We start from the raw sequence: 14367 nt of genomic DNA, 5'->3' as shown, positions 1-14367 counted from the left end.
GCCGCTGTCAGCGCCCGGATCCACGACGTGCGATGGAGTGCTTTTACAGGCTCCAGTCCACCCGCATGCCAGCAATGAGCGCATTCGGCAGGTCACGCTGGCGCGCGGGTTCGTTGAACTGGTCCGGATGCACGATGTAGTGCAGGTTCGGCGCGACCCGAAGCTGCGGGGTGACCTGGATGCCATAGCTCAGCTCCATCATCACCTGGCTCCCGTGCGGGGTGCCGCTGCCGCCTGCTGCGGCACGGGCAAGGCGCAGGTTCTCCAGCGCGATGCTGCTGTACTTCTGCTGGGTCACGACGAAGGCGATGCTGTCCTGCGGCCGGCTGGCGAACGTGCCTTTCTGCACCAGGCCGGCCTGCAGGAAGTGATCCTCGATCACCTGCCCGGAGGTGCCCTTGAGCGCGGCGCCGAACAGGGTCAGGCCACGACCGCTGCCATCGTTGCTGAGCTGCTGCTCGAAGCGGGCGAACGCACCGGAGCGACCATGACGTGTCGCGTACTCCTGGCCACTGAGCAGCGCCGGCATGCCGTTGGCATCGCGCAGCGGGTCGCGATAGGTTGAGTTGTCCTGCCAGCCACCCAGTTCGTAGCGGGCCTTCAAGCGCGCCGAGGCAGGGCTGCGCCAGCCGATCGTATAGGGCACGATCCACCCGGTGGCCTGGTTCGTACTCCATTTCAGGCCGTGCTGGCCATCTTCGGCCTGGCTCGGGTCGACCTGGTAAGCGCCGACGCGCACGTAGACATCCGGCGTCACCCAGGCCGTGGCATCGGCCATCCAGCTCGATACCGGCCACCAGGTGAAGCTGCTGGTGCGGAACACATAGGTCGGGTTGCCGCAGGCCGAGTTGCCCTGGAAGTACTGGCACAGCTCCGAACCGAGATGATGGATGTTGGCGACGCTGCGCCCGGCTTCCAGCACCAATCGGTCGTCCAGCAGTTTCTGCTCGAGCGTCAGGTTGGCCAGGCGCGTGCCCTGGCCGCCGTAGATTTCCTGCACCGAAGTGCTGTTGCCCGTGCTGCTGTTGGCAAGGTTGGTGCCGTGGCGATTGATGCCGTAGGCCTTGATCGTCGCGCCACGCCAGCCAAACGCGGTGTCCAGGTCCACGTCGGCGCCGAACATCAGCTGGCCGGCATAGGCCGTGCCGCTGCGCTTGCCGCCGTCGAGCGTGGCGGCCGCTTCGCCGGTGTACGCCAGCTTGGGGGTGAGGACATCGCTCGCGTCGGCGGCTGCGGCCAGCGACGGCAGGGACAGCAGGATTGCTACCGGCAACAGGCGGTGGGAAGAGCAGGTCATGGGCGAGGTTCCTTTTACAGCTTGGTAGCCGTGACCGGCTTCTTGAGGATGCGCAGCGCGACGGCCGTGACGGCCACGCCGGCCAGCAGCGCCAGCAGGTAGATGCCAAGGTGGGTGACCGCATTCGGAATCGGCAGCACGAAGACGCCGCCGTGCGGCACCTTCAGTTCGACGCCTGCAGCCATCGAGATCGCACCGGCCACGGCAGAACCAAGGATCAGCGCCGGAATGGTGCGCAGCGGATCACGCGCGGCGTAGGGAATCGCGCCTTCGGTCACGAAACTGAGGCCCAGCACGCCGGCGGCACCGGCCGTGCCACGCTCCTCGGCGGTGAAGCGGTTGCTGAACAGCCATGTCGCCAACGCGATACCCAGCGGCGGCGTCATGCCGCCGATCATCGTCGCCGCCATCGGCGTGTAGACCTGGCTGGAAATCAACGCGGTAGAGAACGCGTAGGACGCCTTGTTGACAGGCCCACCCATGTCCACCGCCATCATTCCGCCCAGCAGCAGGCCGAGCAGGATCGCGCTGCTGCCCTGCATGCCGCGCAGCCAGTCGGTCAGCCAGGCCAGCAGTCCGGCCACTGGCGTACCAATCACGTACATCATCAACAGGCCCACCAGCAGCGTGCCCAGCACCGGCAGGATCAGTACCGGCTTGAGGCCTTCCAGGCTGCGCGGCAGGCGCAGCGCACGGTTGATCCAGTGCACGCCATAACCGGCGATGAAACCGGCCAGGATGCCGCCGATGAAGCCGGCGTCCATGTTCACCGCTACCAGCCCGCCGATCATGCCGGGCGCAATACCGGGCCGGTCGGCGATGGAATAGGCGATGTAGCCGGCCAGTGCCGGCACCATCAACATGAAGCCGGACTTGGCGCCGATCTGGAACAGCGACCACGCCAGTGTGCCCTTATGCGCGTCGTCGAAGGCATAGATGCCGCCGAGTGCGAACGCCAGTGCGATCAGCAGGCCACCGGCGGTGACGAACGGCAGCATGAACGACACACCGGTCATCAGGTGCTTGTAGGGGCCGGTGGCCTTGGTCTTTTCGGTGGTGCGGCCTGAAGCCGCCGTACCCGCCTGCACGCCGGCCTCGGCCAGAGCCTTGCGGATCAGGTTCTGACCGTCGTTGATTGCCGGCTTGGTACCGCTTTTGAACAGGCGCTTGCCAGCGAAGCGCGACAGATCGACTTCGCGGTCTGCGGCGATCAGGACGAGGTCTGCGGTGGCGATTTCCTCGTCGCTCAACGCGTCCTGCGCGCCGACCGAGCCCTGGGTTTCGACACGGATTGCATGGCCCAGCGCCTTGGCGGCCTGTTGCAGCCCCTCCGCCGCCATGAAGGTGTGGGCGATGCCGGTGGGGCAGGAAGTAACGGCAACGATGTGCGTGCCGGCGTCCGCGGTGGGCTCGGTTGCCGACGTCGCGGCAAGCTGCAGCAGTACGGCAAGCGGGTCGTCCAGCACTTCACCGAGGCTGGCGCGTACGACCTGGGCGTTGCGGAAGCGCGCGGCATCAGCCTCGCCGTCACCCACCAGCAGCAAATGCGTCGCGGCGGCGGCGTTGGAGGCAGACAGTGCGCCAGTCACACCCTGGTCGCTGCGGATCTCGATCATCAGCTCGAGCCCGCACTGGCGGGCGGCGCGGCGCAGCGCTTCGGCGGCAAGAACCGCCTCGATGCTGCGTTCGCCAGCGGCGATGACTACGGTGGAAGCGTGCATGGGAACTCCTGGAATTCTTCGGGTTCGTCCTTGCCGAAGGCGCTGCGGTCGGCGCGAAGCCATTCGCCGTGCCTCCGGCAGGAGGGGTCAATCCAACCGCTCGATCAGTACATCGCCGGCCCATGCGCGCACCTGCGCCGGGTCCAGCCGTCGTGCGTCACCGCTTTGCAGCCGGCTCATCGAGAACGCGGTCGCCAGTCGTGCGCAGCCGGCCAGATCGAGGGAGGGCTCCAGCATCGCGGCAGCGATGCCGGCGACCATGGCGTCGCCCGCACCAACCGTGCTGCCCTGGGCCAGTCGCGGCGGTCGTGCGGCCAGGGCACCGCTGCGATCAATGAACAGCGCGCCGTCGGTGCCCATCGAGATCGCTACCAGCGCGACCCCGCGTTCGACCAGGGCCTGGCCAGCAGCGCGCAGGGCGCTTCGATCCGGCAGCGGCGTGCCCGTCCAGGCCTCCAGCTCCTGGCGGTTGGGCTTGACCGCGTAGGGCAGTGCACCCGCGGTGCCACTCAAGGCAGCGGCAAGCGCATCGCCACTGGTGTCCAGCAACACGCGTGCACCAGCGGCACCGGCCTGTGCCTGCAGTCGCGCCCATGCCTCGGCCGGCAGTCCGGACGGCAGGCTGCCGGACAGCACCACCGGCAGGCCCGGCAGCAGCACGGTACCCAGCCTGCGCGACACGGCGTCCAGATCGGCATCGTCGAGCACCAGGCCGGGCAGGTTGATGTCGGTGGTTTCGTCGTTGTCCTCGTCAACCAGCTTGATGTTGGTGCGGGTCTGGCCCGGCACGCGAAGGCACGCGTCAGCAATGCCCCGCGAGGAGAACAGCGCGCCGAACACAACGTCGTTGCCGCCACCGAGCACGCCCAGCGCGGTAGTCGGCACGCCCCAGTCGGCCAGGCAGGCGGCCACATTGATGCCCTTGCCACCCGCATCATCGCGGCTGCTGCACGCGCGGTGCACATGGCCCGGCCGCAGGCTGGCCAGCCGCACGGTCTGGTCGATCGCCGGGTTCAACGTGACGGTGACGGCGCGGGTATTCATGCGCGTGCTCCATCGAGGGCTCGCACCTGCTCGGCGGTTTCGCAGTCCAGCGCGGCGTTGGCCAGCGTCTGCAGATCGACCAGTGCAGTGCCTCGCAGGCGTGCTTTCACCGACGGGACGTCGTTCGGGGTCATCGACAGTTCGTCCACGCCCAGGCCGGCCAACAGCATTGCACCGAACGGATCACCGGCCAGGCCGCCGCAGACACCCACCCAGCGCCCCTGCGTGCGTGCACCTTCCACCGTGGCGCGGATCGCGCGCAGCACGGCAGGATGCAGGCTGTCGGCTTCTGCGGCCAGCTCCGGATTCTGGCGGTCGATGGCCAGCACGTACTGGGTCAGGTCGTTGGTGCCGATCGAGAAGAAGTCGGCGTGGCGCGCCAGTACATCGCTCTGGGCTGCGGCGGCCGGGACTTCGATCATGATGCCGACCGGCACCTCGGGCGCCTCCAGCTCGACGCGCAAGCGCTCGCAGATGGCGCGCAGAGCGACCAGCTCAGGCACCGAGGTGATCATCGGGAACATGATGGACAGGCGTGCACCGCCCTTGGCTGCGCGATACAGCGCACGCAGCTGCGGTTCCAGCAGATCGGGGCGGCGCAGCAGCAGGCGCGCGCCGCGTACGCCGAGGAAGGGGTTTTCCTCATGCGGCAGCTCCAGGTGGGCGACCTGCTTGTCGCCACCGATATCAAGGGCGCGCACGATCAACGAACGGCCGTCCAGCGCCTTGGCCATCGCCATGTAGGTTGCGTACTGCTCCTCCTCGCTGGGCGTGCTGCCGCGCTCGAGGAACAGGAATTCGGTGCGCATCAGGCCGACACCTTCCGCGCCCTGTTCCAGCGCCAATGGCACCTGCTCCGGCAGGTTCACGTTGGCGCCGATGTCGATGCGATGGCCATCGGTGGTCTGCGCCGGCTGCGCGCGTTGTGCGGCCTCACGCGCGCGGATCTGCTGCTGCTCGGCGATCCAGGCGCGCGCCGAAGCAAGATCGGCCTCGGAGGGGGACAGGTAGAGCCGCCCGCTGCTGCCGTCGATGATCGCCTCGCGGCCGGCCTGGATCGCCAGCAGTTCGGCGCCACCGGCAACCAGCGCCGGCAGGCCGAGCGTGCGCGAGAGGATTGCAGTGTGCGACGTCGGGCCGCCCTGTGCGGTGGCGAGGCCGAGCACGCGGGTGGTGTCGAGGTTGGCGGTATCCGAGGGCGACAAATCTGCGGCAAGCAGGATGCATGGCTGCGCCGGCAGATCGGCCAGGCCGCCGCCGGCTGCAGAAGGGTCAAGCTGTGCCAGTACGCGCCGGCCCACATCGCGCAGGTCGGCAGCGCGCCCGGCCAGTACCGGATTGCCCAGCGCCGCCAGTCCGGAGGCGATCTGCTCGATGGCCTGGTGCCAGGACCACGCGACGCCATGGCCTTCCACCATCAGCTGGCAGGTGCGGGTAATCAGATCGGTGTCGTCGAGCAGCGCGGCCTGCGCCTTGAAGATCGCCGCATCCGAGGCGCCAAGGCGGCGCTGGGTGTCGTCCTGCAGCGCGGCCAGCTGCTGGCGGGTGCGGCTGAGTGCCTCCTGCAGGCGTGCACCGCCCTCGCCGAGCGGGGCAGGGCGATCGTCAACGTCGGCCTGCGCGCTGGCCAGAACATGCACCGGGCCGATGGCCAGCCCGGGGCTGGCGCCGATGCCGACGATCGCCGCCTGTGCATCGGGCGGATTCCAGCCCGCGACCGGCGCCGCCTTTCGCCGTGCTGCGCGCTCGGCATCGGCCCTTTCCTGCGCCACCAGCCCGTCCATGACCTTGCGCAGTGTGGCCAGCAGGGCAGGGGCGTCGGCGCCCTCGGCAGAAACACTCACGGCATCGCCCTCGCGAAGCCCAAGCTGCAGCAGCGCCACCAGACTCTTGGCATCGGCCGCCTGATCGCCCGCGCGCACCTGGGCACGGGCCGTGAAACCTCGCGCCGTCTCGGCCCAGCGCGTGGCCGGGCGCGCGTGCAGCCCGTTGGGGTAAGCGATGGTCCAGTCGAAGCGCTCGGCCAGGTCCGCCACCGGCGCGTCGGTGGCCATGGTTGCAGCATCGCCAGCCAGCGCATTGACGATCTCGCTCGCATCGGCCGTGGTGAACAGGCGCTGCAGTGTGGCGTCATCCTGGATCAGTCGGGTCAGCCGGCGCAGCAGGGTGATGTGGGTATCGGACTGGGCGGCAATGCCGACCACCAGGCGGGTGACCTGGCCCGGGTTCCACTCCACGCCTTCCGGAAACTGCAGCACGGCAATGCCATCGCGGCGCACCAGGTGGCGGTCCTCACCCAGCCCATGCGGGATCGCCACACCATGGCCGAGGAAGGTGTTCGCCAGCGCTTCGCGGCGCCCCATGCTGGCCTCGTAGCCCGGCGCCACGCAGCCGGCGGCGACCAGCATCTGGGCCACCTGGGCGATGGCATCGGTCTTGTCCTGCGCCCGCGCGTCCAGGCGGATCAGTTCCCGGCTGACGGGGGAGGGGGAGGTCAGGGGCGACAAAGCGGGCTCCGGGAAGGGGTGGTTGGGACGTATTGGGAACGTTCCCACTACGCATTTCAATGTGCACTGCACAAAAAGCCAATAGTCCTTTGGCGTTAGCATTGTCCTGAATGGCCACTCGGCCTCGAATAGCAACAGTTTCCGGGAACGGTTCCAATGAGCATCAGCATCAACGACGTCGCGCGTGTGGCGGGGGTATCCAAATCCACGGTGTCGCGGGTGCTTGGTGGCGGCCCGGTCAGCGAAGCCGTGCGTGGCCGGGTGGAGGCGGCGATCCGCCAGACCGGCTACCACCCCAACCTGCAGGCCCGGCGACTGCGCGCCCGGCATACCGGCATCATCGGGCTGATCGTGGCGGACATCCGCAACCCTTTCTTCACGGCGCTGATCCGCGCGGTGGAAGAAGTCGCCTATCGTGAAGGCCTGCGCGTCACCCTCTGCAACACCGACGAGGACCCCGAGCGCGAGGCGCTGTATCTGCAGTTGATGCACGAAGAGCGCATCAGTGGCCTGATCTTCGCGCCGACCCGGACCACGGTGGGGCGGCTGGAGCGGCTTGCACTGGACTATCCAACGGTACTGGTGGACCGCGCCGCGCCCGGCGGGTCGATCGACAGCGTGGTGCTCGACAATCCGGCCGCGATGGCGGGTCTGGTCGCGCATCTGCTCGAGCGCGGCTATCGCCGCATTGGCGGATTGTTCGGCAGCACCAGCACCACCGCGGCCGAGCGTCGTGACGGCTATCTCGCTGCGATGCGCGCCCATGGACTGGAACCGGATTACCGGGAGGTTGAACCCACGGCAGAAGCGGCCATTGCAACAGTCGATCAGTGGCTGGCCGGCCCATCGCGGCCGGAAGCGCTGGTCGCCAGCAACAGCCTGCTGCTCATGGGGGCATTGAAGGCGGCCCGCAGCGCAGGGCTGGCAATTCCAGGCGCGCTGGCACTGGCGGGCTTCGACAACGAACGCTGGACCGAGCTGGTCGAGCCGGGCATCACCGTGATCGAACAGCCGGTCGAAGAGATGGGGCGTGCAGCGATGTCGTTGCTGCTTGAACGCCTGCGCACGCCGGAGCTGCCGGTGCGCCGGTTGGTGATGACGGGGCGGTGCGTGGTGCGGGGATCAACCGCATGGAGCCCAGAAGCACGATAGCCAGGGGCCCAGGCAGGAGACGCCTGGCATGCAAGCGGCGCGTTCTGTACCGGTAAACAGTGCCGGCGTCCAGCACCCTTGCCAGTGCCTGGAAACGGATGGGGTGAGTTCTCTGGCAGGATTGACCCTGGCCTTCGCACTTGCCTGCATTTCATGACGGGGCCGGGACGGGGCAGGGAGTTCCAATTGCAAATGACTCTCACTACACTTGCAGCATCCCGTCCCCTTCGCCGTCTGTCGCGGCCAGAACTCCGGCTCCCAACGTGAAATCCCCGCCCTACCTGTGCAGACCGCAGGCATTCGCCCTGAGGGTGATGTGTCCACGCTAGGCCGGGGCACGGGCAGCAACGCGGATCGGACCTCCTCCACGGAGGCGGGCATTCCGGAAGACGCCTCGCCAATGGGCGGGAACCTCCTCGCGAAAGCCTATGCCCGCTGGCGCGGGCCCATCCTGCGCAGCCTTGCGCGTGTCAGAGGTGCGGACGGTGAGGACGCCCTGCACGACGGTGCAGTCAAATGGCTGGCGGCAAAACCTGCACTGGCGTCCTGCGACCAGCAAGGTGCCTATTTCCGGCGAACGGTGATGAACACCGTGGCCGATGAATATCGCGAGCACAACGCAGGCCGCCGCCTTCAGACCCTGCCGCTGGCAGATGCAGAGGATGCGGGCCAGGCCATCGCCAGCGATGAATCACAGTGCCCGTTGCAACTCACCGCCCAACGGCAGCGCCTGGAGCGCCTGCAGGAAGCACTGGGTGAACTGCCCGAGCGCCAACGCGAGGCCTTCGTGCTCTGCCGCTTCGATGGCCTGACCCAGGAGGACGTTGCCGCGCGCATGCAGATCTCGCGCCGCATGGTGGTCAAGCACCTGTCGCGAGCGGTGGCTTACTGCGAAGTGCGGGTACGCTATGCGTCTCTGGCGCAGATGCAGGCACTGCATCAACCCAGTGGGACAGGCGAGGCGTTGGCGCCTGCCATTGATGCTGATCTTCCCTGCCGATGACCGATCTCCCTGCTGCCACAGGTTCCGACCCCTTTGCCCTGCACGAGGCGGCCGCCGCGTGGCTGGTACGGCGGCAGGATGCGGACTGGCAACCGAAGGACGAGGCGGCCCTGCAACACTGGCTGGCCGAGAGCGAAGCGCACCGACAGGCGTTCGCCGATGTAACCAGAACCTGGCACGACCTGGGTCAGCTGCCGCGCCCCGTGCTGGCCTCGGACGCGCATGCGGTGATCACCCCAGCAGTACCCGCACCTGCCGCTCCAAGGCGGAGCGGGGCCGCGCGGCGTGCGCGGTCGTGGCGCATCCCACGCACGGTGGCGGCTGCGGCCGTGGCAATGCTGGCCCTGGGGTATTTCGGCTACGGTTGGTATTCCGCGCCCAGCTACGTACAGGACGTGGCCACCGGTGCGGGCGAGATACGTGATCTGCAACTGCCGGACGGCTCACGGGTTTCGCTCAATGCACACAGCACGCTGGCCGTGCATTTCCATCGCTCTCGCCGCGAAGTGGTGCTCAGCCAGGGCGAGGCGTTCTTCGAGGTCGCCCCGGCGGCCGATCGCCCCTTTACCGTCGATGCCCAGCGCAGCCGGGTGACGGTGGTCGGCACGGCCTTCAATGTGCGCAATGGGCCGGGCGAAGTGGTGGTCAAGGTGCTGCATGGGCACGTGCGGGTGCAGCCCGATCGCGCCGAAGGCAGCGCGCCGGTCAGCCTGCACGCCGAACAGGGCCTGGCCGTTACCACGCTCACTGCCACCTACCGCTCCGTAGCCGCCAGCGCAGACAGCATTGGTGGCTGGCGCAACGGGCGCCTGGTGTTCCGGCGCACGCCGCTGGACGAAGTGGCGCAGGAAGTCGGGCAGTATCTGGGCCATCCCGTCACGCTGGGCCAGCCAGGGCTGAAGTTCCTGCCTGTTTCCGGCTACGCAGCCACCGACGCCCCGGCGACGTTCCTGGAGGCGCTGCCGGACCTGCTGCCGGTGCGGGTGACCCGCACTGCGCAGGGCGGCTATCGCATCGACGAACGGCCTGTTACCCGCTGACGCCGGAACGAAAATTTCTTCCGGCGCGGGTTCCCACCCCACCGCCATTTTCCGTTTACCCCAGTGAGGCCAGTAGCGGCCAAGCATGATGGAGCGGTAATGGGGTACATGAAGATCAAGCGCGCACTTGTTGCCAGCGCGTTTTCCACGGGCGTGCAGGCCAAGCGACTGCCGCTGCTGGCACTGTGCATTTCCAGCGCGCTGGCAGCGCCGGCCATTGCACAGGCGCAGCCGGCTGCGCGCGTGCAGTTCAATATTCCGGCGCAACCGCTGGATGCCGCATTGCGCAGCTTCTCGGAGCAGTCCGGGCAGCAGGTGCTGTTCAGCGAATCGGCGGTGGCCGGCCGTCGCGCCCCGGCCTTGGCCGGCAGTTACACGCCCCAGGAAGCACTGGCGCACCTGCTTCAGGGTAGTGGGGTGCGTGTCAACGCCACCCGTCCGGGCGTGTTCACGCTGGCGCACGAAGTGGCATCGCCTGCGCGCAGCAAGGAAGCCCAGACCACCCTGCAGACGGTGAACGTGACCGCCAATGCTCCAAGCGACGGCGCTTACACGGCACGTGAGCTGAGCCTGGGCAAGCTGGGGCAGAGCATCCGCCAGACCCCGCAGTCGGTCAGCGTGATCACCCGCCAGCAACTGGACGACCGCAACCTCACCACGCTGGACGAAGCGCTGGCACAGACCACCGGTGTGACCAAGACCGCCCGCAACTTCGGCAACCACAAGTTCTCGATCCGCAGCTTCACCGTGGACGACAGCAACTATCTGGTCGACGGCGTGGCCGGCATCGTCTACGCCCCCGTCGGCTGGCTGCCGATCGACACCGCGGTGCTGGAGCGGGTTGAAGTGCTGCGCGGTGCCGGCGGCATGATGCTGGGTGCGGCCGACCCCAGCGGGGCGATCAACATGGTGCGCAAGCGCCCGCGCGACCAGGCCCATCTGGATCTGGCGGCCACCGTGGGCTCGTGGGACAACTACCGCGTCGAGGTTGATGGCGGTGGCCCGCTCAATGCCGCCGGCAGCGTGCGCGGCCGACTGGTTGCCGCCTACCAGGACCGCGACTACTTCCAGCGGGGCACCTCATCGAAAACGCCGGTGGCCTATGGGGTAATCGATGCCGACCTGGGCACGGACACCACGCTGACCTTCGGCCTGCGCCATCAGGCCAGCGACACCGATGGCTACTGGCTGTTCGGCCTGCCGCGCTACACCGATGGCGGTGCGCTGGACATCAAGCGTTCCACCTCGCTCATCCAGGACTGGAACCGGCAGGAGGGCTCCGTTGACGAAGCCTTCGCAGAGGCGGAGCACCGCTTCAACGAACGCTGGAAGGCACGCCTGTCGGTGAACCGAACCGAGTCGGACCTGGACCAGCGTGTCGCGGTTCCGCTGGGCGGGGTGGATCGCGCCACCGGCATCGGTTCGCGCTTCTATGACATCTATTTCAACCGCTCGCGCGTGCGCAGTGATGGCATCGACCTGCACACCACCGGCAGTTTCGAGGCCTTCGGCCGCAGCCACCAGCTGCTGCTGGGCGCGATGTGGTCGCGGCAGCGTACCCGTCAGAGCTCTGCAGACCTGGCCATCGACGTGCCGATCGATGTCTACGCGCCGGACCACAGCGCCATTGCGCAACCGCTGCAGCCAGCCTGGGACTGGTCAGAAAACGCCCGCGCCCAGCAGAGCGGCGTGTACAGCAACCTGCGCCTGCAGCTGGCAGAACCACTCCACCTCACGCTGGGTGGCCGGCTGAGCTGGGTGAAGTACCAGTCCAGCGATGGCTTCACCGGCGCCAAGAGCCGCGACTACGAACAGAAACACGAATTCACCCCGTACGCCGGCCTTGTCTACGACCTGGGCCCGCAATGGTCGGTCTACGCCAGCTACGCCGATACCTTCCAGCCGCAGAGCTCGTACGTCACCGCGTCCGGCTCGGTGCTGGACCCGGCCATCGGCGCCAACTACGAGCTGGGCGTGAAGGGTGAATTGAACGATGGCCGCCTGAATGTCTCCGCTGCGGTGTTCTCCATCCGCAAGACCGGCAACGCCGTGGTGGACGAGTCCGACCCAGGCAGCTGCCGTGGCTCGCTGGCGTCGTCCGATTGCTACCGCAATGGCGGCAAGCTGCGCAGCAAGGGCTTTGAACTCGAAGCCAGCGGCGAACTGGCGCCCGGCTGGCAGATGATGGCGGGCTATACCCACGTCACCAGCCGCGACGATGAGGGTGCGACCATCAGCGCCGAGACGCCTCGCCACCTGCTGCGCCTGTCCACGTCCTACCAGCTGCCCGGCAGGTGGAACGCGTTCTCCGTGGGCGGTGGTGTATCGGCACAGAGCAGCTACTCCTATCCGGCCTACGACGACCCGGACTGGCGCATGGGCGCAGCGGGACGTGCCGTGTGGGACCTGCGGGCCGGCTACCGGATCAATCCGCGCTGGAGCGTAGGCGTCAACGTGGCCAACCTGTTCGACACCCGCTACTACGCGATGATCAGCCAGATCCGCCGCGGCAACTTCTTTGGCGAACCCCGCAACGTGATGCTGACGCTGCGCGGCTCGCTGTGATCTTCCGCAACCGGCGGGGCAACGGCCTGCCCGCCACGGGGGCGGCATGAAGGCAGGCTTCCGGCAGAGCATGTCGTGGCTGCACACCTGGGGCGGCCTTACCTGTGGCTGGCTGCTGTGCGCGATCTTCCTCACCGGCACGCTCAGCGTGTTCCGCGAGCCGATCACGCGTTGGATGGAGGCCGGCCCCGTGCCGGCCTCCTCGCCTGTGATGGACACGGGAACGCAGGCGGTGCGTGCACAGCACTGGCTGGCTGCAAACGCCGCCGATGCCCGGGCATGGCAGATCCGTTGGCCTGCCCAGCCGGGCTGGCCACTGGAGCTGTCGTGGGAGGATGGCGACGGCACCGCGCACGAACGCTGGGTGGATGCCGGCACCGGCATGCCACACCCTCCACCTCGTCTTCGGGAAACCGAAGGCGGGCGCCACTTCATGTCCTTCCATTACACCCTGCACGGCGGCATGGCCGGCTACTGGCTGGTGGGCTGGATCACCGCCTGCATGCTGCTGGCGCTGGTGTCCGGCGTGGTGGTGCATAAACGCATCTTCAAGGACTTCTTCACCTTCCGCCCGGGCAAGGGACAGCGCAGCTGGCTGGATGCGCACAACCTGAGTGCCGTGCTGACCCTGCCGTTCCTGTTCATGATCGGCTACACCGGGCTGACCTTCTTCTACAGCAGCTATCTGCCGTGGCCGGTGCATGCGGCCTATGGCGATGCCGATGACGCCTATACGCGCTATGAAGCCGAGCTGGCGCCTGCGCGACCTGTCCCGGCCGGCATACTGGTCGCGGGCGCGCAGCTGCCGAACCTGCCGAACCTGCCGAACCTGCTTGCGCGGGCGCAGGCCATCAGCGGTCAGCCGCCGGCACTGGTGGTGATCCTGGCGCCCGACACCGTGCACAGCGTGGTGGAAGTGGAGGGCCGCAAGCCGGTGGGGAACACCGGCAGGCACCTGTTGAGCGAGGCCAGCCGGGTGACCTTCCATGCGGCCAGCGGCAGGCTCCTGCAGCTGCATGCAGCGCATCCGCAGCAACTGGGTGCCTTGCAGGTGCACGAAACCATCGAAGCCCTGCACAAGGCCGATTTCGGCGGCTGGCCGATGAAGTGGCTGTACTTCATCAGCGGCCTGCTGGGCACCGCGATGATCGCCATCGGCACGCTGTTGTTCTCGCTCAAGCGGCGCAAGCGCAGCGAGCAGGAGTTCGGCGCCGCCACGGCAGGCATCTACCGTTGCGTGGAGGCGTTCAACGTGGCATCGCTGGCCGGGGTGGCACTGGCAAGCATCGTCTACCTGCACGGCAATCGGTTGCTGCCACTGGAAATGAGCGATCGCAGCGCGTGGGAAATACGCATTTTCCTTCTAACCTGTGCGGCCTCGGTGCTGCACGCACTGTGGCGTCCACCGCGCCTGGCCTGGATCGAGCAGTTGTGGCTGGCCGCCGCACTGTGTCTGGCACTGCCCGTGGTGAATCTGGCAACCACCGGGCAGGGGCTGCTGATGTACCTGCAGCGGGGCGCATGGCAGCAGGCCGGGGTGGAGCTGGTCACACTGGCCTTCGGATTGATGCTGGCAAGAATGGCCCTGATGCTGCAGCGCCGCTGGCCACGGGCGCACGAGGCCGCGCGCAGTGCCAAGCCGGCGCCCGGGCAAGGTGCGGCGCATCGCTGGCAGGTGGCGAGCCGGGTGCTGGCTGCCTCGGTGGGCGGCTACGTGTTCACCGCGCTCACTGCCACGGCACTGGCGCTGTTGCTGCCCTCACTGGTGAATGTACGCACATCCGTTTCGGTCCTGACCAGTTCGCTGCTGGGGTTCGTGCTGTTGATCTCCGTTGCCGTGGGCATCTTCAGCGTCCGTAGTGTGGGGAAGGTGTGGCTGAGTCTGGTGGCAGGGGGCGCCCTGATGGGAGTGCTGGTGGTGATGCTGCGGCCGGGGTGAGGGCAGGGGAGGCGGCTCACCCTCACCCACATTCACCCCGCAGCAGCGAAAATGCATCCATGGGCGCGCCCTGGCGCGCGCCACTCACTGCCTGCAGGA

Annotated in this window: 9 protein-coding genes; 5 read left to right on the top strand and 4 right to left on the bottom strand. The window is 67.7% G+C overall.

The genetic code is table 11. The annotated features are described in order from the left end of the window. Positions 1 to 43: 43 nt before the first annotated feature. The 4 genes from D7T59_RS00570 to ptsP form a co-directional block, all read right to left on the bottom strand. Entirely contained in the window at positions 44 to 1297 is a 1254-nt protein-coding gene (locus D7T59_RS00570) for a carbohydrate porin (RefSeq protein ID WP_180850832.1), read from the bottom strand. Between the two features lie 14 nt (positions 1298 to 1311). Further along, positions 1312 to 3018, bottom strand: a complete 1707-nt coding sequence (locus tag D7T59_RS00565) for a PTS fructose transporter subunit IIC (protein WP_180850831.1) — start codon at positions 3016 to 3018, stop codon at positions 1312 to 1314. 87 nt (positions 3019 to 3105) lie between these two features. Then, complete coding sequence (locus D7T59_RS00560) at positions 3106 to 4062, bottom strand: 1-phosphofructokinase family hexose kinase (protein ID WP_180850830.1); 957 nt, start codon at positions 4060 to 4062, stop codon at positions 3106 to 3108. Further along, positions 4059 to 6569, bottom strand: a complete 2511-nt coding sequence (ptsP, locus tag D7T59_RS00555; protein WP_180850829.1) for a phosphoenolpyruvate--protein phosphotransferase — start codon at positions 6567 to 6569, stop codon at positions 4059 to 4061. Before ptsP ends, D7T59_RS00560 begins: the two co-directional genes overlap by 4 nt. A 156-nt stretch (positions 6570 to 6725) precedes the next feature. On the opposite strand from ptsP, the gene D7T59_RS00550 reads away from it, so the two are divergent. The 5 genes from D7T59_RS00550 to D7T59_RS00530 all read left to right on the top strand — a co-directional run bounded on the left by D7T59_RS00550 (position 6726) and on the right by D7T59_RS00530 (position 14268). Continuing rightward, positions 6726 to 7721 carry a LacI family DNA-binding transcriptional regulator gene (locus D7T59_RS00550; protein WP_164137009.1) on the top strand — a complete coding sequence of 332 codons (996 nt, stop codon included), beginning with the start codon at positions 6726 to 6728 and terminating at the stop codon, positions 7719 to 7721. A 316-nt stretch (positions 7722 to 8037) separates the two neighbouring features. Further along, positions 8038 to 8724 carry a sigma-70 family RNA polymerase sigma factor gene (locus D7T59_RS00545; protein ID WP_180850828.1) on the top strand — a complete coding sequence of 229 codons (687 nt, stop codon included), beginning with the start codon at positions 8038 to 8040 and terminating at the stop codon, positions 8722 to 8724. Beyond that, the gene (locus D7T59_RS00540; protein ID WP_180850827.1) at positions 8721 to 9764 is read left to right on the top strand and encodes a FecR family protein; all 1044 of its coding nucleotides are present in this window, start codon (positions 8721 to 8723) and stop codon (positions 9762 to 9764) included. Before D7T59_RS00545 ends, D7T59_RS00540 begins: the two co-directional genes overlap by 4 nt. 108 nt (positions 9765 to 9872) lie before the next feature. Beyond that, complete coding sequence (locus D7T59_RS00535; RefSeq protein ID WP_258012884.1) at positions 9873 to 12329, top strand: TonB-dependent siderophore receptor; 2457 nt, start codon at positions 9873 to 9875, stop codon at positions 12327 to 12329. A gap of 46 nt (positions 12330 to 12375) precedes the next feature. Then, a complete protein-coding gene (locus D7T59_RS00530) occupies positions 12376 to 14268 on the top strand; it encodes a PepSY-associated TM helix domain-containing protein (RefSeq protein WP_180850825.1) in 1893 nt (630 codons plus the stop codon). Positions 14269 to 14367: the final 99 nt, after the last annotated feature.

Origin of the sequence: Stenotrophomonas maltophilia (assembly GCF_013464915.1) — a bacterium.
Lineage (GTDB): Bacteria > Pseudomonadota > Gammaproteobacteria > Xanthomonadales > Xanthomonadaceae > Stenotrophomonas > Stenotrophomonas maltophilia_AT.
Note: the sequence above shows the minus strand (reverse complement) of the source record. Positions and strands in the feature narration are given on the sequence as shown.